Source organism: Streptomyces sp. Go-475 (genome assembly GCF_003330845.1).
GTDB lineage: Bacteria > Actinomycetota > Actinomycetes > Streptomycetales > Streptomycetaceae > Streptomyces.
In genome coordinates this window covers 3,374,799-3,398,403 of the sequence record NZ_CP026121.1, presented here as the reverse complement: position 1 = coordinate 3,398,403, position 23,605 = coordinate 3,374,799, and the positions used below count along the sequence as shown (strand labels likewise).

Here is a 23,605-nt window from a genome sequence, read left to right as displayed (position 1 = left end):
CCGCACCAAGGCGGCGCCCGGGCCCAGGAACGGCGTACGAAGGGACAACGCGAACATATGAGCGCGTCAGGCGGCACCAAGGCGATCGTGGCGGCACTGGCCGCGAACCTCGCGATCGCGGTAGCGAAGTTCGTGGCGTTCATCTTCAGCAACTCGTCGTCGATGCTCGCCGAGTCCGTGCACTCGCTCGCCGACTCCGGCAACCAGGCGCTGCTGCTCCTCGGCGGCAAGAAGGCGAAGCGCGAAGCCACCCCGCAGCACCCCTTCGGCTACGGCCGCGAGCGCTACATCTACGCCTTCCTCGTCTCCATCGTCCTCTTCTCGGTCGGCGGCATGTTCGCCCTCTACGAGGGCTACGAGAAGATCAAGCACCCGCACGAGCTGACCCACTGGTACTGGCCCGTCGGCGTCCTGGTCTTCGCGATCATCGCCGAGGCCTTCTCCTTCCGCACGGCCATCAAGGAGTCCAACGCCCTGCGCGGCCGCCGCTCCTGGAAGGAGTTCGTCCGCCACGCCAAGGCCCCCGAACTCCCGGTCGTCCTCCTGGAGGACCTCGGCGCCCTCGTCGGCCTGATCCTCGCCCTCGGCGGCGTCGGCCTCGCCCTGCTCACCGGTGACGCCGTCTGGGACGGCATCGGCACCCTCTGCATCGGCGTCCTGCTCATCCTGATCGCCCTGGTCCTCGCCGCCGAGACCAAGTCGCTGCTGCTCGGCGAGTCCGCCGGCGTCGAGGAGACCCAGAAGATCGAGGCCGCCGTCGTCGACGGCGACACCGTCACCCGCATCATCCACATGCGCACGCTCCACCTCGGCCCCGAGGAACTCCTCGTCGCCGCCAAGATCGCCGTCCGCCACGAGGAGACGGCCACCGAGATCGCCGCCGCCATCGACGCCGCCGAGTCCCGCATCCGCGAGGCCGTCCCCATCGCCCGCGTCATCTACCTCGAGCCGGACATCTACAGCGAGGCCGAGGCCGCCAAGGGCCCCGACCCCGAGGCATCCCCCGGAGGCCCGGCCCCCGCGGCCCACTGACCTCTCCCGCCGCACCCACGGGGCCCGCCGAACCACTCGGCGGGCCCCTCCGCCTTACCCGAACCCGTCACATGATCGGCTCGATGTGTTCGCGGGCGGACTGGGGTTCGCCCCCGCCCCCGGTGTAGCTTGGGACGGAGCCAGACGTCGCTGCTGATGGCGGTCGGGCGGTCCCACCCGGACCGGCCGAGGGAGAGAGGGCCTCCGACGGACTGCGCTGCGCGCACGCGGGCATGCCTGTGTCCTCTTTCGGGCACCCCTGTGTCCGCCGCCGCGCAGACCAGCCGTACCCACCTCGACCCAATCCCGAGGAGCAGCTCGCAATGACGACTGTCGAGAACCGACAGGACTTCAAGGTCGCCGACCTCTCCCTGGCCGAGTTCGGCCGCAAGGAGATCACCCTCGCCGAGCACGAGATGCCGGGCCTCATGGCGATCCGCAAGGAGTACGCCGAGGCGCAGCCCCTCGCCGGCGCCCGCGTCACCGGCTCCCTGCACATGACCGTGCAGACCGCCGTCCTCATCGAGACCCTGGTCGCCCTCGGCGCCCAGGTCCGCTGGGCGTCCTGCAACATCTTCTCCACCCAGGACCACGCCGCCGCGGCCATCGCCGTCGGCCCCAACGGCACGCCTGACAACCCGCAGGGCGTTCCCGTCTTCGCCTGGAAGGGCGAGACCCTGGAGGAGTACTGGTGGTGCACCGAGCAGGCGCTGACCTGGCCGGACAGCCCCACCGGCGGCCCCAACATGATCCTGGACGACGGCGGTGACGCCACCCTCCTCGTCCACAAGGGCGTCGAGTACGAGAAGGACGGCAAGGTCCCCTCGCCCGACACCGCCGAGTCCGACGAGCACCGCGTCATCCTCGAACTGCTGACCCGCACCCTGGGCGAGAACCCCCAGAAGTGGACCCAGCTGTCCTCGGAGATCCGCGGCGTCACCGAGGAGACCACGACCGGCGTCCACCGCCTGTACGAGATGCAGCGCGACGGCACCCTCCTGTTCCCGGCGATCAACGTCAACGACGCCGTCACCAAGTCGAAGTTCGACAACAAGTACGGCTGCCGCCACTCGCTCATCGACGGCATCAACCGCGCCACCGACGTCCTCATCGGCGGCAAGACCGCGGTCGTCTGCGGCTACGGCGACGTGGGCAAGGGCTGCGCGGAGTCCCTGCGCGGACAGGGCGCCCGCGTGATCGTCACCGAGATCGACCCGATCTGCGCCCTCCAGGCCGCGATGGACGGCTACCAGGTCACGACCCTCGACGAGGTCATCGACAAGGCCGACATCTTCATCACCACGACCGGCAACAAGGACATCATCATGGCCTCGGACATGGCCAAGATGAAGCACCAGGCCATCGTCGGCAACATCGGCCACTTCGACAACGAGATCGACATGGCCGGCCTCGCCAAGATCCCCGGCATCGTCAAGGACGAGGTCAAGCCGCAGGTCCACACCTGGACGTTCCCCGACGGCAAGGTGATCATCGTCCTGTCCGAGGGCCGCCTGCTGAACCTGGGCAACGCCACCGGCCACCCGTCGTTCGTGATGTCCAACTCTTTCGCGGACCAGACCCTGGCCCAGATCGAGCTGTTCACCAAGCCCGACGAGTACCCGACCGGCGTCTACGTGCTGCCCAAGCACCTCGACGAGAAGGTCGCCCGCCTCCACCTCGACGCGCTCGGCGTGAAGCTGACGACGCTCCGCCCCGAGCAGGCCGAGTACATCGGTGTGAAGGTCGAAGGCCCGTACAAGCCGGACCACTACCGCTACTGAGCCCAGCAGCACCGCTGCCGGTCAGTCGGCCACCGGTCGGACCCGAGGCAGGCCCCCCGCACCCCCGTGCCGGGGGGCCTGCCCCGTTCCGGCCGACCGGCGTTCCGGCCCGGCCGGCGACCGGCCCAGCCCGTCAGGACCCAGGACCCCCATGCCCCGCGGCCGTTATTCGCTCCACGATCCGCACGATCACACCCCCCTCGCTGAAGAACACTTCCAGTGCGCCATCGGCCCCTCCGGCTGGCGCTACGTCTCCCAGCTGACCACCCCCTCGGGCGACCACCACGGCTCCGTCGACCTCACCCTCGACGAACTCGGCCGCCCCATCCGCCTCGAACTCCACGCCGCCGCCTGGCAGGTCCGCGGCGCCGCCCTCGACGGCGTCACCTGGGTCCGCACCGATCCCACCGGGACCGACGCCACCGAAGGCAATGTGCGCGCCCACGCCTTCACCGGCACCTCTCCGGCGTTCCTCGTCGCCACCGCCCGTCTCCTGCGCCTCACCCCCTCCTCCTCAGCAACCCGCGTACGCCTCGTCGCCTTCACGGACCCGGTCCTCGCCCCGCGCACCGTGGACCAGTCGTGGGCCTTGCTGAAGAGAGAAGCACACGCCACTGACAACGGCCCCCTGACCGTGGACGAATACCAGGTCACAGCCCTGGACACGGGCGAGCAGCACTCCGTCCACATCGCCGGCGACGTGGTGCTCGCGGCTCCCGGCATCGAGCTCGAAGACCTGGAATCACCACCGTCGGTCTTCACCTGAGCGGGCAGCCCCGCTCCCCGCTACGCCGGCGGTACGAATCCGGTACGGGACCGCTCGTCCACCACCGGTGCCTCCGGTGGCTCCTGGGGCCGGCTCCCGCCGGACGGCCCGGACACCGGCCCAGGCGGCACAACCGGCGGCTCAGGAGCAGCCGGGACGGCGGGCGCGACCGGAACCCCGTCCGTAGCCGGGGCCGGAGCCGGCGTGCCCGTACCGCTCCCGAAGGCCCGCCGGGCCTCCCGCGCCTGCCGCTCCTGCACCACCGCGGCCAGATACGCCGCCGGCGGAATCCCCTGCGGCACCGGAGCCCCCGTACGATCCGCCAGATCCGACGCCAGCCGCTCCGCCATGGACCAGCCCACCTGCGGGTCCAGCTGCTGCATGCGCGTCAGGTACTGACGAACGGCGAGCCACAACCCGTCGGGCACCGCGGACAGATCGAGCCCCGAGAACCGCCCCGCCAGCCAGGGCGGAGGAGGCGGCACATAGCCGGTGCGCGCGACCGGAATCCGCTCCCGCACGACGAGAGTCCCCGCGAACACATCTCCCAGCCGCCGCCCACGCGCCGATACGAACGAGGCGATACAAGCGACGATCCCGAAGGTCATGAGGATCTCGATCACCCCGATCAAACCCCTCACGAGGGCGTGCCGGAACCGGATCGGCCCGCCGTCGTCCCGCACCACCCGCAGCCCGCACGCCATCTTCCCGAGCGACCGCCCGTGGCTGAGCGTCTCCACCGCGACCGGCGCTCCCACCAGCACGAGAACGAACGTCGCGATCGACAACGCCGTCTGCGCCGCCTCGTCCAGCGACGCCGTGGAGACCACCAACACGATGGTCACCGCGACGTAGAGCGCCATGGCCGCCACAAGATCCAGCAGCACGGCCAGCGCCCTGCTGGGCAACCTCGCGGGGCGCAGCTCCAACGCCACAGCCTCGCCCGTCACCAGCTCACTCACGCCCGCCGTCCTTCCCCTGCCCTGCCCCTGACAGGCCCAGTCTGCCAAGCTGAGGGCGCATCGCACCGTAGTACGACAAGCTGATCCACGACGAGCCACCGACGAACAGCCGAGGAGCAGGCACACCGATGGACCTCGACGTCTTCGTCTCCGCCCACCGAGCGGAGTGGGACCGCCTCGAAGCCCTGCTCCGTCGCCAGCGTCGCCTCAGCGGCGCCGAAGCCGACGAACTCGTCACCCTCTACCAGCGTGCCGCCACGCACCTTTCCCTGATCCAGTCCAGCGCCCCCGACCCCCAGCTGACCGGCCGGCTCAGCCAACTGGTGGCACGCGCGCGTAGTGCCGTGACCGGAACCCGCCGCGCCTCCTGGCGCGACGTCACGCGCTTCCTGGCCCACGGTTTCCCCGCGGCCGTCTACAGGTCGCGCCACTGGTGGGTCCCCACCGCGCTCCTCTCCACGGCGGTTGCGACTCTCCTGGGCTGGTGGATCGGCACCCACCCCGAAGTACAGGCATCCATCGCGGCCCCCAGCGAACTCCGCGAGCTCACCCGCCCCGGTGGCCAGTACGAGACGTACTACTCCAGCCACCCGGCCGCGAGCTTCGCCGCCCAGGTCTGGACGAACAACGCCTGGGCAGCCGCCCTCTGCCTGATCCTGGGGGTCTTCCTGGGACTGCCGGTGATCTGGATCCTCTTCCAGAACATGCTCAACCTCGGCATCGGCTTCGGCCTGATGTCCTCGGCCGGCCGCCTCGACACATTCCTGGGCCTGGTCCTCCCACACGGCCTCCTCGAACTGACCGCTGTCTTCGTGGCCGCCGGCACCGGTCTGCGTCTCGGCTGGACCCTCATCGACCCGGGCCCCCGCACGCGACGCACGGCTCTGGCGGAGGAGGGCCGAGCCGCCATCGGCATGGCCATCGGTCTGGCCCTGGTCCTCTTCGTCTCCGGAGCCATCGAGGGCTTCGTGACCCCGTCCGGCCTTCCCACCTGGGGCCGCATCGCCATCGGAGTCGCCGCCGAACTGGCCTTCCTCGCATACGTCTGGGTACCGGGCGGCCGTGCGGCGCGTGCGGGAGGCACCGGTGACATCGAGGCGGCGGAACGCAGCGCGACGGTCCCCACGGCTGCGTGATCGTCCCCACGACCACCGGATGTGCGACTACGTCCGTTCAACTGCTAGTCTCCTCTTCGCCCCACAGGAGCCGTTGACACGGCAAGTGCGGGGAGGTAGATTCGAACAGTTGCCTGGAGAGGGGCTCTAGCCCCGGACCGGCGACGGTGAGCATCTGTCTGCTTCTTGAATCACTGAATTCAATGAAGCCCCTCCCGATGAATCGGAAATGAGTGGCCGGTCAGCCCGGCCCGAAACCTCTGATAAAGTCGGAACCGCCGGAAAGGGAAACGCGGAAGCGGGAACCTGGAAAGCGCCGAGGAAATCGGATCGAGAAAAGATCTGATAGAGTCGGAAACGCAAGACCGAAGGGAAGCGCCCGGAGGAAAGCCCGAGAGGGTGAGTACAAAGGAAGCGACCGTTCCTTGAGAACTCAACAGCGTGCCAAAAGTCAACGCCAGATATGTTGATACCCCGTCCATCGGATCACTGATGGTCGAGGTTCCTTTGAAAAAACACAGCGAGGACGCTGTGAACGGTCGGGCCTATTCCGCCTGACTGTTCCGCTCTCGTGGTGTCGACCGGATTACCGGTACACATTCACGGAGAGTTTGATCCTGGCTCAGGACGAACGCTGGCGGCGTGCTTAACACATGCAAGTCGAACGATGAACCACTTCGGTGGGGATTAGTGGCGAACGGGTGAGTAACACGTGGGCAATCTGCCCTGCACTCTGGGACAAGCCCTGGAAACGGGGTCTAATACCGGATACTGACCACTACAGGCATCTGTGGTGGTCGAAAGCTCCGGCGGTGCAGGATGAGCCCGCGGCCTATCAGCTTGTTGGTGAGGTAACGGCTCACCAAGGCGACGACGGGTAGCCGGCCTGAGAGGGCGACCGGCCACACTGGGACTGAGACACGGCCCAGACTCCTACGGGAGGCAGCAGTGGGGAATATTGCACAATGGGCGCAAGCCTGATGCAGCGACGCCGCGTGAGGGATGACGGCCTTCGGGTTGTAAACCTCTTTCAGCAGGGAAGAAGCGAAAGTGACGGTACCTGCAGAAGAAGCGCCGGCTAACTACGTGCCAGCAGCCGCGGTAATACGTAGGGCGCGAGCGTTGTCCGGAATTATTGGGCGTAAAGAGCTCGTAGGCGGCTTGTCGCGTCGGTTGTGAAAGCCCGGGGCTTAACCCCGGGTCTGCAGTCGATACGGGCAGGCTAGAGTTCGGTAGGGGAGATCGGAATTCCTGGTGTAGCGGTGAAATGCGCAGATATCAGGAGGAACACCGGTGGCGAAGGCGGATCTCTGGGCCGATACTGACGCTGAGGAGCGAAAGCGTGGGGAGCGAACAGGATTAGATACCCTGGTAGTCCACGCCGTAAACGGTGGGCACTAGGTGTGGGCAACATTCCACGTTGTCCGTGCCGCAGCTAACGCATTAAGTGCCCCGCCTGGGGAGTACGGCCGCAAGGCTAAAACTCAAAGGAATTGACGGGGGCCCGCACAAGCGGCGGAGCATGTGGCTTAATTCGACGCAACGCGAAGAACCTTACCAAGGCTTGACATACACCGGAAAACCCTGGAGACAGGGTCCCCCTTGTGGTCGGTGTACAGGTGGTGCATGGCTGTCGTCAGCTCGTGTCGTGAGATGTTGGGTTAAGTCCCGCAACGAGCGCAACCCTTGTCCCGTGTTGCCAGCAGGCCCTTGTGGTGCTGGGGACTCACGGGAGACCGCCGGGGTCAACTCGGAGGAAGGTGGGGACGACGTCAAGTCATCATGCCCCTTATGTCTTGGGCTGCACACGTGCTACAATGGCCGGTACAATGAGCTGCGATACCGCGAGGTGGAGCGAATCTCAAAAAGCCGGTCTCAGTTCGGATTGGGGTCTGCAACTCGACCCCATGAAGTCGGAGTCGTTAGTAATCGCAGATCAGCATTGCTGCGGTGAATACGTTCCCGGGCCTTGTACACACCGCCCGTCACGTCACGAAAGTCGGTAACACCCGAAGCCGGTGGCCCAACCCCTTGTGGGAGGGAGCTGTCGAAGGTGGGACTGGCGATTGGGACGAAGTCGTAACAAGGTAGCCGTACCGGAAGGTGCGGCTGGATCACCTCCTTTCTAAGGAGCACTTCTTACCGATCCCTTCGGGGTGAGGTCAGAGGCCAGTACATCAGCGAATGTCTGATGCTGGTTGCTCATGGGTGGAACGTTGACTACTCGGCCAGGGTTCGGGTCGGAGGCTGCTAGTACTGCTCGTAAGGGCGTGGAACGCATGATCTTCGGACGAGGGCTGGTCGGGCACGCTGTTGGGTGTCTGAGGGAATGAACTTTCCTCAGTGCCGGCCCCAGTGCACTCGGACCGTAAGGGTTCGGGGTGATGGGTGGCTGGTCGTTGTTTGAGAACTGCACAGTGGACGCGAGCATCTGTGGCCAAGTTTTTAAGGGCGCACGGTGGATGCCTTGGCACCAGGAACCGATGAAGGACGTGGGAGGCCGCGATAGGCCCCGGGGAGCTGTCAACCGAGCTTTGATCCGGGGGTGTCCGAATGGGGAAACCCGGCAGTCGTCATGGGCTGTCACCCGCTGCTGAACACATAGGCAGTGTGGAGGGAACGCGGGGAAGTGAAACATCTCAGTACCCGCAGGAAGAGAAAACAACCGTGATTCCGGGAGTAGTGGCGAGCGAAACTGGATGAGGCCAAACCGTATGCGTGTGAGACCCGGCAGGGGTTGCGTATACGGGGTTGTGGGATCTCTCTTTCATGGTCTGCCGGCCATGAGACGAGTCAGAAACCGTTGATGTAGGCGAAGGACATGCGAAAGGTCCGGCGTAGAGGGTAAGACCCCCGTAGTCGAAACGTCAGCGGCTCGTTTGAGAGACACCCAAGTAGCACGGGGCCCGAGAAATCCCGTGTGAATCTGGCGGGACCACCCGCTAAGCCTAAATATTCCCTGGTGACCGATAGCGGATAGTACCGTGAGGGAATGGTGAAAAGTACCCCGGGAGGGGAGTGAAATAGTACCTGAAACCGTGTGCCTACAAGCCGTGGGAGCGTCGGAACAAGGCTTGCCTTGTTCTCGTGACTGCGTGCCTTTTGAAGAATGAGCCTGCGAGTTTGCGGTGTGTTGCGAGGTTAACCCGTGTGGGGAAGCCGTAGCGAAAGCGAGTCCGAATAGGGCGTTGGAGTAGCACGCTCAAGACCCGAAGCGGAGTGATCTAGCCATGGGCAGGTTGAAGCGGAGGTAAGACTTCGTGGAGGACCGAACCCACCAGGGTTGAAAACCTGGGGGATGACCTGTGGTTAGGGGTGAAAGGCCAATCAAACTCCGTGATAGCTGGTTCTCCCCGAAATGCATTTAGGTGCAGCGTCGTGTGTTTCTTGCCGGAGGTAGAGCACTGGATAGGCGATGGGCCCTACCGGGTTACTGACCTTAGCCAAACTCCGAATGCCGGTAAGTGAGAGCGCGGCAGTGAGACTGTGGGGGATAAGCTCCATGGTCGAGAGGGAAACAGCCCAGAGCATCGACTAAGGCCCCTAAGCGTACGCTAAGTGGGAAAGGATGTGGAGTCGCAGAGACAACCAGGAGGTTGGCTTAGAAGCAGCCACCCTTGAAAGAGTGCGTAATAGCTCACTGGTCTAGTGATTCCGCGCCGACAATGTAGCGGGGCTCAAGCGTACCGCCGAAGTCGTGTCATTCATACAACAGCCCCAACGGGTGTATGGATGGGTAGGGGAGCGTCGTCTGCCGGGTGAAGCAGCCGTGTAAGCGAGTTGTGGACGGTTGACGAGTGAGAATGCAGGCATGAGTAGCGATTCACACGTGAGAAACGTGTGCGCCGATTGACTAAGGGTTCCTGGGTCAAGCTGATCTGCCCAGGGTAAGTCGGGACCTAAGGCGAGGCCGACAGGCGTAGTCGATGGATAACCGGTTGATATTCCGGTACCCGCTGTGAAGCGTCAAACATCGAGCATCGTGATGCTAAGGCCGTGAAGCCGCCGGTGATCCCTTCGGGGTGATCCGGAGTGGTGGAGCCGCCGAACCAAGCGGTTAGTAGGTGAGTGATGGGGTGACGCAGGAAGGTAGTCCAGCCCGGGCGGTGGTTGTCCCGGGTAAGGGTGTAGGACGTCAGGTAGGCAAATCCGCCTGGCAATAGTCTGAGACCTGATGCCGAGCCGATTGTGGTGAAGTGGATGATCCTATGCTGTCGAGAAAAGCCTCTAGCGAGTTTCATGGCGGCCCGTACCCTAAACCGACTCAGGTGGTCAGGTAGAGAATACCGAGGCGTTCGGGTGAACTATGGTTAAGGAACTCGGCAAAATGCCCCCGTAACTTCGGGAGAAGGGGGGCCACATCCGGTGACGGGCTTTGCGCCCTGAGCTGGGGGTGGCCGCAGAGACCAGCGAGAAGCGACTGTTTACTAAAAACACAGGTCCGTGCGAAGCCGTAAGGCGATGTATACGGACTGACGCCTGCCCGGTGCTGGAACGTTAAGGGGACCGGTTAGCTCCATTTCGGTGGGGCGAAGCTGATAACTTAAGCGCCAGTAAACGGCGGTGGTAACTATAACCATCCTAAGGTAGCGAAATTCCTTGTCGGGTAAGTTCCGACCTGCACGAATGGCGTAACGACTTCTCGACTGTCTCAACCATAGGCCCGGTGAAATTGCACTACGAGTAAAGATGCTCGTTTCGCGCAGCAGGACGGAAAGACCCCGGGACCTTTACTACAGTTTGATATTGGTGTTCGGTTCGGCTTGTGTAGGATAGCTGGGAGACTGTGAAGCGCTAACGCCAGTTAGTGTGGAGTCGTCGTTGAAATACCAGTCTGGTCGTGCTGGATGTCTAACCTGGGTCCGTGATCCGGATCAGGGACAGTGTCTGATGGGTAGTTTAACTGGGGCGGTTGCCTCCTAAAGGGTAACGGAGGCGCCCAAAGGTTCCCTCAGCCTGGTTGGCAATCAGGTGTTGAGTGTAAGTGCACAAGGGAGCTTGACTGTGAGACCGACGGGTCGAGCAGGGACGAAAGTCGGGACTAGTGATCCGGCGGTGGCTTGTGGAAGCGCCGTCGCTCAACGGATAAAAGGTACCCCGGGGATAACAGGCTGATCTTCCCCAAGAGTCCATATCGACGGGATGGTTTGGCACCTCGATGTCGGCTCGTCGCATCCTGGGGCTGGAGTCGGTCCCAAGGGTTGGGCTGTTCGCCCATTAAAGCGGTACGCGAGCTGGGTTTAGAACGTCGTGAGACAGTTCGGTCCCTATCCGCTGTGCGCGTAGGAGTCTTGAGAAGGGCTGTCCCTAGTACGAGAGGACCGGGACGGACGAACCTCTGGTGTGCCAGTTGTTCTGCCAAGGGCATGGCTGGTTGGCTACGTTCGGGAGGGATAACCGCTGAAAGCATCTAAGCGGGAAGCCTGCTTCGAGATGAGGACTCCCACCTCCTGGAGAGGGTAAGGCTCCCAGTAGACGACTGGGTTGATAGGCCGGATATGGAAGCACGGTAACGTGTGGAGTTGACCGGTACTAATAGGCCGAGGGCTTGTCCTCAGTTGCTCGCGTCCACTGTGTTGGTTCTGAAACCACGAACAGCCCCACATGCCACATGTGGTGCGGCTGACAGTTTCATAGTGTTTCGGTGGTTATAGCGTAGGGGAAACGCCCGGTTACATTCCGAACCCGGAAGCTAAGCCTTACAGCGCCGATGGTACTGCAGGGGGGACCCTGTGGGAGAGTAGGACGCCGCCGAACAATTTTTGGGAAAACCCCCGCATCATTCGATGCGGGGGTTTTCTGTTTTGGGCCCCTTCCGGGGCCCTTCATTGTCGTTAGAGGCGTCCAGCCGCTTTCAGTGCCAAGTACGCGTCCGCCAGTGCCGGCGCGAGGTCGTCCGGTGTGGCGTCCACGACCGTGACGCCATGGCGGCGGAGTTGTTCTGCGGTGCGGTGGCGCTCGGATTGGGCCTGGGCGGCTGCGGCGGCCTCGTAGACGGCGTCGACGTTTCCGCGGGCTTTTGCCATTTCGGTGATGTGCGGGTCCGCTACCGATGCCAGCAGAACCGTGTGCCGCTGGGTGAGCTGGGCGAGTACTGGAAGCAGGCCCTCCTCGATGGGGGCCGCGTCAAGCGTGGTGAGCAGGACGATCAGAGAGCGGCGGGGGGACGTACGGAGTGCCATGGCCGTGAGGCCCCGGGCATCCGTCTCGACGAGCTCGGGTTCGAGCGTGGCCATCGCGTTCACCAGGGACGGAAGGACATCGCCTGCTGTGCGGCCCTGGACGAGGGAGCGGACCTTGCGGTCGTAGGCGAGGAGGTCGACGTGGTCGCCGGCGCGGGAGGCGAGGGCCGCCAGGAGCAGGGCCGCGTCCATGGAGGCGTCGAGGCGGGGCGCGTCGCCCACGCGGCCCGCCGATGTGCGGCCGGTGTCGAGGACCAGGAGGATGTGGCGGTCGCGTTCGGGGCGCCAGGTACGCACGGCGACGGCGGACTGGCGGGCCGTGGCGCGCCAGTCGATGGAGCGGGTGTCGTCGCCGGGCACGTACTCGCGCAGGCTGTCGAACTCGGTGCCCTCGCCGCGGGTGAGCACGCTGGTGCGGCCGTCCAGTTCGCGCAGGCGCGCCAGCTTGGAGGGCAGGTGCTTGCGGCTGGTGAACGGGGGCAGGACGCGCACCGTCCATGGGGCCTTGTGGGTGCCCTGGCGGGAGAAGAGGCCGAGCGGGCCGTACGAGCGGATGGTGATCCGGTCGGCCTGGCGGTCGCCTCGCCGGGTGGGGCGCAGGCGGGTCGTCACGCGTCGGCGTTCGCCCGCGGGGACCGTGAGGCGGTGGCGGGAAGCCGTCGTTTCCGTGCCGGGCTGCCAGCTGCTGGGCGGCCAGGCGTCGCGGAGCCGGGCGCGGAGCGGACGGCCCGACGGGTTGGTGATCGTGAGGGTCACGTCCGCCGTGTCGCCCAGGCGTACGGAGGTGTCGCCGGACCGGGACAGGCCCAGGCGTCGTACGGGGGCGGCCAGGGCGAAGTCGCAGGCGCAGGCCACGGCCAGGGGTGCGTTGACCGCCAGGATGCCCGTCCAGCTGGGCTCCCAGATGCCTACGGGGAGGGAGCCCAGGGCCGCGAGGAGGGCGGCGCGTCCGGTGAGTGCCATCAGCGGGGAACGGGGACGTGGGCGAGGATCGCGTTGATGACGGAGTCGGCCGTCACGCCTTCCATTTCGGCCTCCGGGCGGAGCTGGACGCGGTGGCGGAGGGTGGGCAGGGCGAGGGCCTTCACGTCGTCGGGGATGACGTAGTCGCGGCCGGTCAGCCAGGCCCAGGCGCGGGCGGTCGCCAGGAGGGCCGTGGCGCCTCGGGGGGAGACGCCGAGGGTGAGGGAAGGCGACTCGCGGGTGGCGCGGCAGATGTCGACGACGTAGGCGGTGATCTCCGGGGAGACCGTCGTCTTGGCGACGGCGGCTCGGGCTGCTTCCAGGTCGGCCGGGCCCGCTACGGGGCGTACGCCGGCGGCGTGGAGGTCGCGGGGGTTGAAGCCCTCGGCGTGGCGGGTGAGGACGTCGATCTCGTCCTGGCGGGACGGGAGGGGGATGGTGAGTTTGAGGAGGAAGCGGTCCAGCTGGGCTTCCGGGAGGGGGTAGGTGCCCTCGTACTCGACCGGGTTCTGGGTCGCGGCGACCAGGAACGGGTCGGGGAGGGGCCGGGGGGTGCCGTCGACGGTGACCTGGCGTTCCTCCATGGCCTCCAGGAGGGACGACTGCGTCTTGGGGGGCGTGCGGTTGATCTCGTCGGCCAGGAGGAGGTTGGTGAAGACCGGGCCGGGCTGGAAGGAGAACTCGGCGCTGCGGGTGTCGTAGACCAGGGAGCCGGTGACGTCGCTCGGCATGAGGTCGGGGGTGAACTGGACGCGCTTGGTGTCGAGTTCGAGGGCGGAGGCGAGGGCGCGGACCAGGAGGGTCTTGGCGACGCCGGGGACGCCTTCGAGGAGGACGTGGCCGCGGCAGAGCAGGGCGACGACGAGGCCGGTCACTGCGGGGTCCTGGCCGACCACGGCCTTGGCGATCTCGGCGCGCAGGGCCTCCAGGGAGGCTCGGGCGGCGCCCGGGTCCCCGGTCTGCCCGGCGTTGTCAGTGGTCGGGTCCATCATGGACGGCGTACCTCTCTTTCGAGGGCGTCGAGTCGGTCGGCGAGTGCGATGAGTGCTGCGTCGTCGCTGGGCGGTGGTCCGAAGAGGAGGGCGTGCAGGTCCTGGCCGTCGCCGTGGAGGTGGGCGGACAGGGCGGGGATCAGGGCCTCGGGCGTGTGCGCCTGGGTGACGGGGACGCCGGTGAGGGGGGCGAGGCGGGTGCGGGTCGTGGAGCGAAGAGCGTCGGCCGCGCGGTCGCGGGCGTCGGCCTTGCGGTAGAGGCGGGCGCGGCCTTCGGCGGTTTCCGAGGCGCGGATCGCTACGGGGAGTTTTTCGGGCACCAGGGGGCCGAGTCGGCGTGCCCGCCAGAGGGCGGCCAGGCCTGCGGCGAAGAAGAGTTGCAGGCTGCCCCAGAGCCAGCCCGAGGGGAGCAGGTCGAAGAAGCCGCGTTCGTCGTCGGCGCCGGTGGCCGAGGAGTCGGAGAGCGAGGGGAGGTACCAGACCAGATGGGGGCGGGAGCCGAGGAGTTGGAGGGCGAGCGAGGCGTTGCCCTGATCGTCGAGGCGGTCGTTGAGGAGGATGTCGGGCGCGCCGAGGACGACGGTGTCGCCGTCCCCGCGGTCGGCCGGGATGCGCAGCAGGGTGGCCAGGCGTTCGCTCGGGTAGCACTCGTCGGCGTCGAGGTGGGTGGTCGTGTAGCGGACGCCGCCCGTTTCGGCTGTGCCGGCGCGCCGGGCGGCGGGCAGGTCGCACTTGGGGGAGAGCGCCGAGTCGAGGCTGGTGGCGGGGTCGGCGGTGACGCCGGGGGCGAGCCGTTCGATGGACGCGCTGCCGGAGGCGACCAGGACGGTGCGGCCGCCCGAGTCGGCGAAGGCGTCGTGCAGCCGGGACTGCTGACTGCGGGTCAGCAGGTCGGGGACGGCGACCAGGAGGGTCGTGTCGGGGCCGGCCGCGGTGGTGGCCTCGTCCAGGGTGGTGACCACGCGGGTGTCGACGCCCCGGTCCGCGAGGAGCTCGGCGACGGCGCGGCTGCCGCCCGGGTCGACGGAGCGCGGGTCGAGTTCGCCGTGCCGGGCGTCGGAGCGGAGCACGGCGATGGTGACGGCGCCCGCGAGGAGCACCACGAGGGCGAGGGCGATACCGCGCGCGCGGGTCCAGACCTGGCGTGCGGTGGGCGAGGCCGAGGTGGACGGGAGCGTGGCCTCGGTGGTCATTCGGCGGCTCCCTGGCGGGTGTTGGGGGCCGTGTTGGCGCTGCTGGCGGCGAGCTGGGGCTTGGTGCGTTCCAGGTCGCGGTCGAGTTCGGCGATGCGGTGGTACGACTGCTCGGTCGCGGACCGGCCGCCGTACGTGACGTCGTCGAAGTCCTGGGCGGCGGTGCGCAGTCGGTCCGTGTGGCTGGGCAGGGCGCGGCCGGCTTCGGCGGCGGCCTCGTCGGCGGTGCGGCCGGGGCGGGCGTCGAGCAGGGCGCGTTCCTCCAGGGCGCGGACGAGGGCGCGCATGCGTTCCTGGACGGCCTGGTTCCAGTGGCCCTGGGCGGCGTGTGCCTCGGCGGCGGCGCGGTGGTCGGCGGCGCTGCGGGGGCGGTCGTCGAACAGGGCGGCGGACGAGGTGGGTTGGCGGCGCGGGGTGCCCAGGCGCCACCACAGGGCGCCCAGGACCGCGAGGACGGCCAGAATGATGACGGCCAGGCCGAGTGCGCCGCCGGGCGTGGCGGTCGAGGCGGCGTTGAAGAGCTTGTCGAGCCAGTCCCAGAAGGCGTCGAGGGCGCGCTGGAACAGGCTGGGGTCGTCCTCGTGGTACATCCGTTTGGACAGCTCGCGCCGGGCCGCCTCGCGCGCGGGGTCGCGCGGGACGGTGAGAGGCGGCTCGTCGGCGGAGCGGGCGGGCGACAGCACGGAGGTGTCGCCGGCGCGCAGCAGTGTCCGTATGGCGGCGCTGGGCAGCGCCGTTGTGAGAAGTTCCCCCGCCGGGCTCACCGCATCAGCTCCCCGGTGTGGCGCCGGGGGCGGTGGGGCCGTAGCCCTGCACACCGGCGGCGCGGGCCAGTTCGAGGTCGAGGGCCTCGCGGCGGATGCGCTGGTCGATGTAGAGGAGCACGGTGACGCCCGCCGTGATCGGGAACGTGATCATGGAGCCGATCACCGAGCCGATGCCGCTGACGATGAGGAACGTCCAGCCGAGGCCGGCCACACCGGTGTTGAGCCAGCCGGTGATGCCGTCGCCGCTGAGGGCCGCGGCGAGGAGCATGAAGGGGATGACGATGATCGAGGCGACGACGTTCGCGATGATCGTGGCGAGCAGTTGGATGCCGAAGATCCGCCACCAGGTGCCCTGGACCAGCTTCGCGGAGCGGCTCATCGCCTTCTTGATGCCCTGCTTCTCCAACATGAGGGCGGGCGAGGCCAGGGAGAAGCGGATCATCAGCCACAGGGCGACGATGCCGGCGCCGATGATGCCCAGGATGGTCAGCGCGACGCCCGGCCCGGTGCTCCCGGCGGCGGCGATGAGGATGCCGGGCAGGGTGCCCGCGGTGACGATGCCGGCGGTGATGAGCAGCAGCAGGCAGATGAGGCCGAACAGTTTGAGAATCTGAGGGCGGGCGTCCCGCCAGGCCTCGCCGATGGTGACCGACTTGCCGAGCACGGCGCGGCTGGTGACGGTGGTGAGCAGGGCGGTCGCGATGACCGTGCCGACCAGGGAGATCACGAAGATCACGCTGGAGTTGAGCATGGCGTCGCCCATGGCGCGGCTCAGCTCGCTGAGGGTGGCGCTCGGGTCGTTGAGGGCCTCGGTGCTGGAGTCGTCCAGGACGAGGCCCTGGAACAGCACGACGATGATCTCGGTGAGGACCGCGACGGTCAGGGAGATGCCCAGGACCGTGCGCCAGTGGGTGCGCATGGTGGAGACGGCGCCGTCGAGGATCTCGCCGACGCCGAGCGGGCGGAGGGGGATGATGCCGGGCTTGGCGGCGGGCGGGGGGCCGCCCCAGCCGCTTCCCCAGCCGCCGTGGCCTCCGGGGTGTCCGTAGCCGCCGGGGCCTGCGGGGCCGCCGGGGCCGTATCCGCCCGGGCCGTATCCGCCGGCCTCGCCGGGGCCGTATCCGCCGGGGGGCTGGTTGCCCCAGCCCGGGCCGGGTGGTTGGGGCGGGGGAGCCTGGCCGGGGCCGGCCGGGCCGCTGGGGGCGGACCACTGGGCCGGTGGCGGCTGCTCCTTGGACCACTGCGGGCCGGGGCCCTGCGGGGTCTGGCCCGGCTGTCCCGGCTGGTCGGCGGGTTGTGCGGGGCCGGGGCGGTCGGTGGGCTCGGCAGGGCCGGACGCGTCAGGCTTCTGCCCGTCGGACGGGGCGGATCCGGGCGAGGCCCAGCCCGGAGTGTCGTTCATCGTCGCTCCTTCACGGTGCCCGTCCGCGGTCGCGGCGGCAGGTTGGCAGCCATCGTGCCATGGGGTGGTCTTGGTGTGACCGGCCGCGGTATGGGCTGCGTACCTTCAATTGTCCGCTCCATAGGGGGCAGACTGACCGCATGGCTGATCAGTACGCGTACAGCGGCGATGACAAGCGGCCGACCGAGATCCCGGCGATCCGTTGGGAAGAGCCACCGGAGGGCCCCGTTCTGGTCCTGCTGGACCAGACGAGGCTGCCCGCGGAGGAGGTCGAACTGGTCTGTACGGACGCGCCCGCGCTGGTGGAGGCGATCCGCTCGCTCGCCGTGCGCGGGGCGCCCCTGCTCGGCATCGCGGGGGCGTACGGCGTCGCGCTCGCCGCCGTGCGGGGCTTCGACGTGGACGAGGCCGCGGCCGCGCTGGCGAGCGCCCGGCCGACCGCGGTGAACCTGGCCGTCGGTGTGCGCCGGGCGCAGTCGGCCCACGAGGCGGCGCTCGCCAAGGGAGGTGACGTCCGGCAGGCGGCCGCGGCGGCGCTGGCCGCGGCGCGGCAGCTGCACCGGGAGGACGCCGAGGCCAGTAGGCGGATGGCCGAGCACGGGCTGGCGCTGCTGGACGAGCTGCTGCCCGGTGGCGGGCACCGGATCCTCACCCACTGCAACACCGGTTCGCTGGTGTCGGGCGGCGAGGGCACGGCGTTCGCGGTGGCGCTCGCGGCGCACCGGGTGGGCCGGCTGCGGCGGCTGTGGGTGGACGAGACGCGTCCGTTGCTGCAGGGGGCGCGTCTGACGGCGTACGAGGCGGCCCGCAGCGGGATGGCGTACACGCTGCTCACCGACAACGCGGCGGGGTCGCTGTTCGCCGCGGGCGAGGTGGACGCGGTGCTGATCGGGGCGGACCGGATCACGGCGGACGGGTCGGTGGCGAACAAGGTGGGGAGCTATCCGCTGGCGGTGCTGGCGCGGTACCACCATGTGCCGTTCATCGTGGTGGCGCCGGTGACGACCGTGGACCTGGACACGGCGGACGGGGCGTCCATCGAGGTCGAGCAGCGTCCCGGGCACGAGGTGACCGAGGTGGTGGCGCCGCAGGTGCCGGTGGCCGGTGCGGAGGCGGGTGGCGGGATCCCGGTGGCGCCGCTGGGGACGCAGGCGTACAACCCGGCGTTCGACGTGACTCCGCCGGAGCTGGTGACGGCGATCGTCACGGAGGAAGGCGTCGTATCGCCCGTCACGGCCGAGGCGCTCGCCGAGGTGTGTGCCCGGTCGCGCCGGGTGACGGCGGGCTGAGCCGAGCGGCTGCCGGAGCGGGTACCCGGGTGGTGCCGGCTCCGGCGTGCTCGCCCGTCGTGCCGTGGCCGCGGAGGTCGTCGAAGATCGGCGGCGGCGGGAAAGGAGGGCAGACAGTGGCGCTCCCTGCGACTATGGTCACTGGCCGGTGACCTACCTCACCACTGCCTTCGCCACTGTTATGAGAATGGGATGCTCTCGCCCTGATCAACGGGAACGGCCCCTCTACCTGCGGCGATGCGCGAGGAGAGGGGCCGTGACATCCAACGGTGACATCAAGCGGCTTCTGAAACCGAGTGCGCCACCTCCAGCTCACGGATCCGGGCGGGCTGCCGAAGAAGGCGATCGAGCTGCGCAACGGCCTCGATGACATCCGGGTCCAGAGCCTCAGCGTAGATGTCCATGGTCGTCGCGATCCGGCTGTGCCGAAGAATCGCCTTGACGACCCTCGGATGCACTCGCAGGTGGACCAGGAGCGTGCCGCAGGATTTGCGGAGGCCCTTGGGGTTCATCTTGTCGAGCCCCTCGGCTTCGATGATCCGCTGCATGACCAGGTAGAAGTGAGCCGCTTGCAGGGGACGTCCTGTACGCGTGACGAACACGTGCCCGTCGGGATCATCGAACCAAGGGCGTCCCCTGCTGATCGCTCGCTCCCGCAGCCAGGCCGTGCGCAGACGTGCCCAGCGCAGGGGGGCGATGCACTGGGCGGGCAGAGGCAGAGCAGCCTTTGAGGTCTCGGTCTTGAGATCCACGTCGACCGTGCCGGCGCTGGTGCGCTGCCGCTGCTTCTCAACCAAGATGATCCGGTTGTCCAGATCGATGTCTTCCCAGCGCAGCCCGCACACCTCGGCACGCCGCAGACCCAGAAGGCACACCACCAGGAACGCCGGGTAGTACGGGGTACGGCGCCGGGCAGTGGCCAGGAAGCGCAGCACGCTCACGGCGTCCCAGCTCTTCCCGCTGTCCGTGGTCGCTCGCACATGGACGAGCTTGGCCACGTTCCGAGTCACCCCGATGTCTTCAACCATTGCGGCCGTGAGCGCCGCTGAGAGCGCCCGAAGCACCCGCTTGGCGGTCTTGGCCCCCTCGTCCTCTGCAAGGCGCTGGATGACCCCGCGAAGCTCCTTCACACCCAACTTGACCATGACCTTAGAGCCCAGCCGGGGTCGGAGGTGGAGCCGTACGGCCGCCTCGTAGGTTCGGTAGCTGTTGTGTGCCAGGTTGGGCTTGACGATGACCTCAAGCCAGTAGTCGAACCACTGTCCCAAGGTCATGTCGCGGGTCGGAGTCGGAATGCCGCCGTTGGCGCGGTCGATCATGTCGCGGCGCTTGCTGTCGCACTCGTCGTAGGTCCGGCCGTAAGCGAACTTCCGCTTCACAGTCCCGTCCGGTTGCGGGACGTACACGGCAGCCTGATAGCGACCATCAGCGCGCTTCGTGACCGTGCCGGAGCCGTTGGGATTGCGCTTCCGCCGAGGCATCAGGCAGCCTCCTCAAGCCTCGTACGGATGTACTCCTCGACGGCGCTCTCCGGGATCCGCCGGCAACGCCCCTCAGTGATCGAGCGGAGCCGCTTGGAGCGGATCAGGTCGTAGACCTTGGAACGGCCGTATTTGAGCCGTGTCATGACCTCCGGAACGGTCAGCAGTGCAGGTGGTGCCGTGGTCATGCGGCGGCTCCTTCCAGATCGAGCAGGGCGGGTGGTTCTTCGCGGGCGATCTCGCGGTTGTGTTGGATGTCGCGGCGGATGTTGGCGGCGAGCCAGGATTCGCCGGGGGTGTGGCCGTGGCCGGCGTAGGACCAGTGGGCGAGGGTGAGGGTGGTTGCTTCCTCGTCGTCGGGGTCGGGCAGGCCGAGGGCTTCGCGCTGCTGGGCGGCGCGGTAGTCGGCGCGGGTCTGGCGGAGGGCGCCGAGGGTGGTGGAGTAGCGGCGGGACTTGGTGGAGAAGTGGCCCCGGAAGCCGAGCATGTGGGCCCAGTCCCGGAGCTTGCGGTCCGGGTAGAGCGCGTGGAGGTCGAGGCAGGCCTCAATGAGCCGGCGGGGGTGGTCGGGTACGCCGAGCAGGACCAGGGCTTCCTTGTTGCCGACGCGGCGGTCGACCGTGCCGGTGGTCTCGGCGGCCTTGGTGGCGTACTTGGCCACGTAGGAGGCGACGGCCTGTTCGGTGATCTCCTCGCCGTGGCCGAAGGCGCCGATCGGCTGCACGTCGAGCTGCGTGCCCCAGTGCAGCGTGCGGGGCGGCTCGTCACCGGCGGCGGGGACATCGACCGCGACGCGGGCGGCGGCCCGGATGGAGTCGGTGAGCAGGTCGAGGGTGGCCCAGGCCGGCGGCGGGTCATCTGGCCCATCGGGGCCGTCGAAGCGGATCACCGCATGGAAGTGCACGGCCCCGCGCTTCTGGTACTCAGCGACCTTGCCGAAGGAGACGCGGGACTGTTCCTTGGCGTCCTTCTGGGACAGTCCGGCCCGCTTGGCGATCTCACGGCGCAGGTAGATCGTGAAGTAGCGCCACAGCTCGGAGGCGTGGTTGTTCCACAGCACGGCTCCGGCGTAGTCGTATGTGGCCGGGTCGAGCGGGGTGCCGAGTTCGGGTGCGTCCTCGCCGTGGCGTTGGCCGCAGCGGCAGGGCCGGTTGCCCGGGCGGTTGTGGACCGGGCCGAACGATGGGGCGGTCAGGGTGGCGAAGACCCGGGGGTGTTCCCGGATCGTGTGCGGTGTGCCCTTGTCGGGGTCGCCGACGAGTCCGGCTCGGATCAGGTGGTAGGTGTCCCCAGCGTAGGTCCAGGCGCAGGCCGGGCAGCGGGAGGCACGGCGGTTGCCGCAGGCCACCCTGAGCCGGCCTCCGGGCTCTGTGTCCGTCGAGTACGAGTGCAGGACCTGCCCGGTCGTGGCGTCGCGGGTGACGGTGGAGCCTTGCAGGTGGATGGGGTCAGAGCAGCCGCCGGTGCGGCGGATCTGCTCTTGGATGCGGTCGAAGCCGGGAGACCCAGCCACCCTCAGCACCTCGGCGAGGGTGGCCGGGTCCAGGCCCGCCATGGTGGCGGTGTCGGTCACGCTGTCACCCCTCCGCGTGGGCGGAACCGTGGTTGGCCTCCCAGCCCTGGACCAGGAGGCGGACCTGGTCGTCACCGGTCGCGGTGGCGCTCGCGCCGCAGTGGCACACGGCGGATCCCCGGGCGGGGGCGTTCGGAGACGGCCTGCTGACGTGCAGGCCGGGACGGTCCGGGGTCGGCGTCAGGTCGCCCATGCCGGTCACCTCCCGGTCCGCGCGAGGGTGGCGGGGAGGGTGCGGCCCGTGCCCTGGCAGGTCGGGCAGTCGAGGCGAAGGGTGACGCGGGTGCCGTCGGCGTGGAGGGTGCCGGTGGTGATGGCGGCGGTGGCGAAGCCGTCGCAGTCGCGGCAGACGGGCGTGTTCTGGGCGTGCTGGGGCATGATGGGGCTTCCCTTTCGGGTCCGTTGGGTCTGGAAGGGGTGCAGGCGCCCGGAGCGGCGGAAGTTTGGCGACCGAGGCCGCTCCGGGGGCCGTTCAGCGGTGGTTGTTGAAGTCCTTGACCATCGAGCGGAGGACGACCGCGACCACGGCGACGGACACGGCGGTGATGGCGACCGCGAGGAGCATGGAGACCAGGACCGCGCCGACGACGAGGACCACGGCGCTGCCGCCGGCGGCGAGGGCGAGGGCGCTGCCGGGGGTGAGCTGGACGGTGGGCCGGTTCGAGGCCGAGGCGACCGGGGCCGGGTCCGGGGCCGTCGGTTGGACGGGCGCCGGTGTGTGGGCGGTCGCGGCGGGGGCCGGGGCGGGCGGTGCGGTGTCCTGGGGCGGGTACTTCGGCGTGAACACGGGGGCTGTCCCTTCTACTTGAGGACGGTGCCGAGGGCGGGGGCGAGGAAGCTGCCGGCGACGAGGTAGCCGCCGACCAGGAGCACGGCGACCAGCCACCACGGCGGGCGGGCGAGCTTGACGCCGAGCCATCCGACGACGAGGAGGGCGAGCCAGAGCGGTACGTCCATGGCGAGGTCTCCTCTCAGGCCATGCAGCGGTGGGTGCGGGCGGCGAGTTCGGCGCCGGCGCGGGTGTCGTAGTCGGCGGCGAAGCCGCAGCCGGGGGCGGTGCAGGCGGCGGTGTGCTTGTCGCGGCCACGGCCGTCGTAGGCGGTGGCGACCTGCACGGGGCCGATGCGGATCACGTTGCGAAAGCGGCGGTTGGCGGTCATGGACGGTTCTCCTTCCTGGTCAGGTGAGTTGGAGTTCGGCGGCGATGGCGTCGGCCATCGGGGCGGGCAGTTGGAGCCGGGCGGACAGGGCCTCGGCGGGCATCGGTGAGCCGGTGGAGGCCTGGTGGGCGTCGGCGATCTTCCGGGCGTGGTCGAGCAACGCGGCCGGCACGACGGGAGCGCTCGGCGCGGGCTGTGACGGCGCGCGAGCCAGCTCCGGCACGGCCGTGTCGGAGGCAGGGTCGAGGGCCGGGCCGGGGGCGGGCTCGTCATCGCGGTGCATGTCGACTTCCGGCGCCGCCACCTCATCCACGGCCTGTGGGGGAGCGATCGGCTCGGCCGGGGTGTGGACCAGCAGGGTTCCGCCGAGGAAGGCCAGGGCGGGCCAGCCGGCGACGAGGATGCGCAGCCAGGCGGGCACGTCGTCCAGGTCGAGGAGTCCGGCGGTGGCGATGTTCGCGCCGAGCGAGGCGGTCAGCGCGATGACGAACCAGGTCCAGGCGGAGCGGTCGCGGCGGGCCGTGCGCAGCCGGCGCCAGGCGGCGACCAGAAGCAGGTCGACACTGACCGGGTAGGCCCAGGCCTTCCAACCGGTCTGCCCGGCGGCTTCGGCCAGGTCGTGCAGGTGGGCGAAGGACAGCGCGCCGGCGATGACGGCCTGGACCAGCACGGCATCCGGGCGGATCGAGCGAGACATAGGGGCACCTCCCTTCAGGGGAGTCGGGCCAGGGGCAGGCGGGGAACGGTGTCCGGCCGCCCGGCCCCGGCGGGTCAGTCGGGTGCCTGGCCGGAGCCGAGGCAGTTGAGGCAGAGGCCGGACTGTTCGCCGACGACGCGGCGCTTGCGGCCCACGCGGACGGGCCGGGCGACTTCACCCGTGCCGTGACAGACGGGGCAGTCGTTCGCTTCGCTCTGGCCGGCGGCGGTGCCGGGTGTGGCCATCGGTG

The 23,605-nt window shown here is 68.5% G+C and carries 21 protein-coding genes and 3 rRNA genes; 8 read left to right on the top strand and 16 right to left on the bottom strand.

Annotated features, from left to right (window positions below; translation table 11 throughout):
- Positions 1-57: 57 nt before the first annotated feature.
- From C1703_RS15500 to C1703_RS15490, 3 genes are all read left to right on the top strand, one after another.
- Positions 58-1,032: a cation transporter gene (locus tag C1703_RS15500; RefSeq protein WP_114253279.1), complete on the top strand. Its 975-nt coding sequence runs from the start codon at positions 58-60 to the stop codon at positions 1,030-1,032.
- 323 nt (positions 1,033-1,355) lie between these two features.
- A complete protein-coding gene (ahcY, locus tag C1703_RS15495) occupies positions 1,356-2,813 on the top strand; it encodes an adenosylhomocysteinase (RefSeq protein ID WP_114253277.1) in 1,458 nt (485 codons plus the stop codon).
- Positions 2,814-2,964: 151 nt separating this feature from the next.
- Positions 2,965-3,579, top strand: a complete 615-nt coding sequence (locus C1703_RS15490; RefSeq protein WP_114253275.1) for a hypothetical protein — start codon at positions 2,965-2,967, stop codon at positions 3,577-3,579.
- Between the two features lie 20 nt (positions 3,580-3,599).
- Here the strand turns inward: C1703_RS15490 and C1703_RS15485 are convergent, their stop codons facing one another.
- Entirely contained in the window at positions 3,600-4,541 is a 942-nt protein-coding gene (locus C1703_RS15485) for an RDD family protein (RefSeq protein ID WP_114253273.1), read from the bottom strand.
- A 128-nt stretch (positions 4,542-4,669) separates the two neighbouring features.
- Between C1703_RS15485 and C1703_RS15480 the strand changes: the two genes are divergently transcribed.
- The 4 genes from C1703_RS15480 to rrf all read left to right on the top strand — a co-directional run bounded on the left by C1703_RS15480 (position 4,670) and on the right by rrf (position 11,413).
- Positions 4,670-5,677, top strand: coding sequence for a stage II sporulation protein M (locus C1703_RS15480; protein ID WP_114253271.1), 1,008 nt, complete (start codon positions 4,670-4,672; stop codon positions 5,675-5,677).
- A gap of 578 nt (positions 5,678-6,255) precedes the next feature.
- Positions 6,256-7,781: ribosomal RNA gene (locus C1703_RS15470) — 16S ribosomal RNA — on the top strand.
- 310 nt (positions 7,782-8,091) lie between these two features.
- Positions 8,092-11,212, top strand: a 23S ribosomal RNA gene (locus C1703_RS15465).
- An 84-nt stretch (positions 11,213-11,296) separates the two neighbouring features.
- Positions 11,297-11,413 (top strand): 5S ribosomal RNA (rrf, locus tag C1703_RS15460).
- Together the 16S, 23S and 5S rRNA genes form the textbook arrangement of a ribosomal RNA operon.
- A gap of 77 nt (positions 11,414-11,490) precedes the next feature.
- Here rrf and C1703_RS15455 read toward each other — a convergent pair.
- From C1703_RS15455 to C1703_RS15435, 5 genes are read right to left on the bottom strand one after another with little or no spacing between them, the layout of a single operon-like run.
- The gene (locus C1703_RS15455) at positions 11,491-12,801 is read right to left on the bottom strand and encodes a DUF58 domain-containing protein (protein ID WP_114253268.1); all 1,311 of its coding nucleotides are present in this window, start codon (positions 12,799-12,801) and stop codon (positions 11,491-11,493) included.
- Positions 12,801-13,790, bottom strand: coding sequence for a MoxR family ATPase (locus C1703_RS15450; RefSeq protein WP_114253266.1), 990 nt, complete (start codon positions 13,788-13,790; stop codon positions 12,801-12,803). Before C1703_RS15450 ends, C1703_RS15455 begins: the two co-directional genes overlap by 1 nt.
- Positions 13,790-14,986, bottom strand: coding sequence for a DUF4350 domain-containing protein (locus C1703_RS15445; protein WP_114253264.1), 1,197 nt, complete (start codon positions 14,984-14,986; stop codon positions 13,790-13,792). Before C1703_RS15445 ends, C1703_RS15450 begins: the two co-directional genes overlap by 1 nt.
- Positions 14,983-15,750: a DUF4129 domain-containing protein gene (locus C1703_RS15440; RefSeq protein WP_232840495.1), complete on the bottom strand. Its 768-nt coding sequence runs from the start codon at positions 15,748-15,750 to the stop codon at positions 14,983-14,985. Before C1703_RS15440 ends, C1703_RS15445 begins: the two co-directional genes overlap by 4 nt.
- Positions 15,751-15,754: 4 nt before the next feature.
- Entirely contained in the window at positions 15,755-17,155 is a 1,401-nt protein-coding gene (locus C1703_RS15435; protein ID WP_114253262.1) for a proline-rich domain-containing protein, read from the bottom strand.
- Positions 17,156-17,295: 140 nt separating this feature from the next.
- Between C1703_RS15435 and mtnA the strand changes: the two genes are divergently transcribed.
- Positions 17,296-18,444, top strand: a complete 1,149-nt coding sequence (mtnA, locus tag C1703_RS15430; protein WP_114253260.1) for an S-methyl-5-thioribose-1-phosphate isomerase — start codon at positions 17,296-17,298, stop codon at positions 18,442-18,444.
- 275 nt (positions 18,445-18,719) lie between these two features.
- Here mtnA and C1703_RS15425 read toward each other — a convergent pair whose 3' ends face one another.
- The 10 genes from C1703_RS15425 to C1703_RS39280 all read right to left on the bottom strand — a co-directional run bounded on the left by C1703_RS15425 (position 18,720) and on the right by C1703_RS39280 (position 23,600).
- Positions 18,720-19,925 carry a site-specific integrase gene (locus C1703_RS15425; RefSeq protein WP_114253258.1) on the bottom strand — a complete coding sequence of 402 codons (1,206 nt, stop codon included), beginning with the start codon at positions 19,923-19,925 and terminating at the stop codon, positions 18,720-18,722.
- On the bottom strand, positions 19,925-20,113 hold the full coding sequence (locus C1703_RS15420; RefSeq protein WP_114253256.1) for a helix-turn-helix domain-containing protein: 189 nt from the start codon (positions 20,111-20,113) through the stop codon (positions 19,925-19,927). Before C1703_RS15420 ends, C1703_RS15425 begins: the two co-directional genes overlap by 1 nt.
- Positions 20,110-21,498 carry a replication initiator protein RepSA gene (repSA, locus tag C1703_RS15415; RefSeq protein ID WP_114253254.1) on the bottom strand — a complete coding sequence of 463 codons (1,389 nt, stop codon included), beginning with the start codon at positions 21,496-21,498 and terminating at the stop codon, positions 20,110-20,112. The genes C1703_RS15420 and repSA overlap by 4 nt, the downstream gene beginning before the upstream one ends.
- 4 nt (positions 21,499-21,502) lie before the next feature.
- The gene (locus C1703_RS15410; protein ID WP_114257432.1) at positions 21,503-21,691 is read right to left on the bottom strand and encodes a hypothetical protein; all 189 of its coding nucleotides are present in this window, start codon (positions 21,689-21,691) and stop codon (positions 21,503-21,505) included.
- Positions 21,692-21,696: 5 nt separating this feature from the next.
- The gene (locus tag C1703_RS15405) at positions 21,697-21,876 is read right to left on the bottom strand and encodes a hypothetical protein (RefSeq protein WP_114253252.1); all 180 of its coding nucleotides are present in this window, start codon (positions 21,874-21,876) and stop codon (positions 21,697-21,699) included.
- Positions 21,877-21,970: 94 nt separating this feature from the next.
- Complete coding sequence (locus C1703_RS15400; RefSeq protein WP_114253250.1) at positions 21,971-22,285, bottom strand: SpdD protein; 315 nt, start codon at positions 22,283-22,285, stop codon at positions 21,971-21,973.
- 14 nt (positions 22,286-22,299) lie between these two features.
- On the bottom strand, positions 22,300-22,455 hold the full coding sequence (locus tag C1703_RS15395; RefSeq protein WP_086083352.1) for a hypothetical protein: 156 nt from the start codon (positions 22,453-22,455) through the stop codon (positions 22,300-22,302).
- Positions 22,456-22,469: 14 nt separating this feature from the next.
- Entirely contained in the window at positions 22,470-22,658 is a 189-nt protein-coding gene (locus tag C1703_RS15390) for a mobile element transfer protein (protein WP_114253248.1), read from the bottom strand.
- Between the two features lie 19 nt (positions 22,659-22,677).
- Entirely contained in the window at positions 22,678-23,355 is a 678-nt protein-coding gene (locus C1703_RS15385) for a DUF2637 domain-containing protein (protein ID WP_114253246.1), read from the bottom strand.
- 74 nt (positions 23,356-23,429) lie between these two features.
- On the bottom strand, positions 23,430-23,600 hold the full coding sequence (locus C1703_RS39280) for a hypothetical protein (protein ID WP_198678178.1): 171 nt from the start codon (positions 23,598-23,600) through the stop codon (positions 23,430-23,432).
- Between the last annotated feature and the right edge of the window lie 5 nt (positions 23,601-23,605).

Coding starts and splice junctions, on each gene's coding strand:
- C1703_RS15500 (WP_114253279.1), top strand. CDS start 58: ATGAGCGCGTCAGGCGGCACCAAGGCGATCGTGGCGGCACTGGCCGCG.
- ahcY (WP_114253277.1), top strand. CDS start 1,356: ATGACGACTGTCGAGAACCGACAGGACTTCAAGGTCGCCGACCTCTCC.
- C1703_RS15490 (WP_114253275.1), top strand. CDS start 2,965: ATGCCCCGCGGCCGTTATTCGCTCCACGATCCGCACGATCACACCCCC.
- C1703_RS15480 (WP_114253271.1), top strand. CDS start 4,670: ATGGACCTCGACGTCTTCGTCTCCGCCCACCGAGCGGAGTGGGACCGC.
- C1703_RS15455 (WP_114253268.1), bottom strand. CDS start 12,801: ATGGCACTCACCGGACGCGCCGCCCTCCTCGCGGCCCTGGGCTCCCTC.
- C1703_RS15450 (WP_114253266.1), bottom strand. CDS start 13,790: ATGGACCCGACCACTGACAACGCCGGGCAGACCGGGGACCCGGGCGCC.
- C1703_RS15445 (WP_114253264.1), bottom strand. CDS start 14,986: ATGACCACCGAGGCCACGCTCCCGTCCACCTCGGCCTCGCCCACCGCA.
- C1703_RS15435 (WP_114253262.1), bottom strand. CDS start 17,155: ATGAACGACACTCCGGGCTGGGCCTCGCCCGGATCCGCCCCGTCCGAC.
- mtnA (WP_114253260.1), top strand. CDS start 17,296: ATGGCTGATCAGTACGCGTACAGCGGCGATGACAAGCGGCCGACCGAG.
- C1703_RS15425 (WP_114253258.1), bottom strand. CDS start 19,925: ATGCCTCGGCGGAAGCGCAATCCCAACGGCTCCGGCACGGTCACGAAG.
- C1703_RS15420 (WP_114253256.1), bottom strand. CDS start 20,113: ATGACCACGGCACCACCTGCACTGCTGACCGTTCCGGAGGTCATGACA.
- C1703_RS15410 (WP_114257432.1), bottom strand. CDS start 21,691: ATGGGCGACCTGACGCCGACCCCGGACCGTCCCGGCCTGCACGTCAGC.
- C1703_RS15405 (WP_114253252.1), bottom strand. CDS start 21,876: ATGCCCCAGCACGCCCAGAACACGCCCGTCTGCCGCGACTGCGACGGC.
- C1703_RS15395 (WP_086083352.1), bottom strand. CDS start 22,455: ATGGACGTACCGCTCTGGCTCGCCCTCCTCGTCGTCGGATGGCTCGGC.
- C1703_RS15390 (WP_114253248.1), bottom strand. CDS start 22,658: ATGACCGCCAACCGCCGCTTTCGCAACGTGATCCGCATCGGCCCCGTG.
- C1703_RS15385 (WP_114253246.1), bottom strand. CDS start 23,355: ATGTCTCGCTCGATCCGCCCGGATGCCGTGCTGGTCCAGGCCGTCATC.
- C1703_RS39280 (WP_198678178.1), bottom strand. CDS start 23,600: ATGGCCACACCCGGCACCGCCGCCGGCCAGAGCGAAGCGAACGACTGC.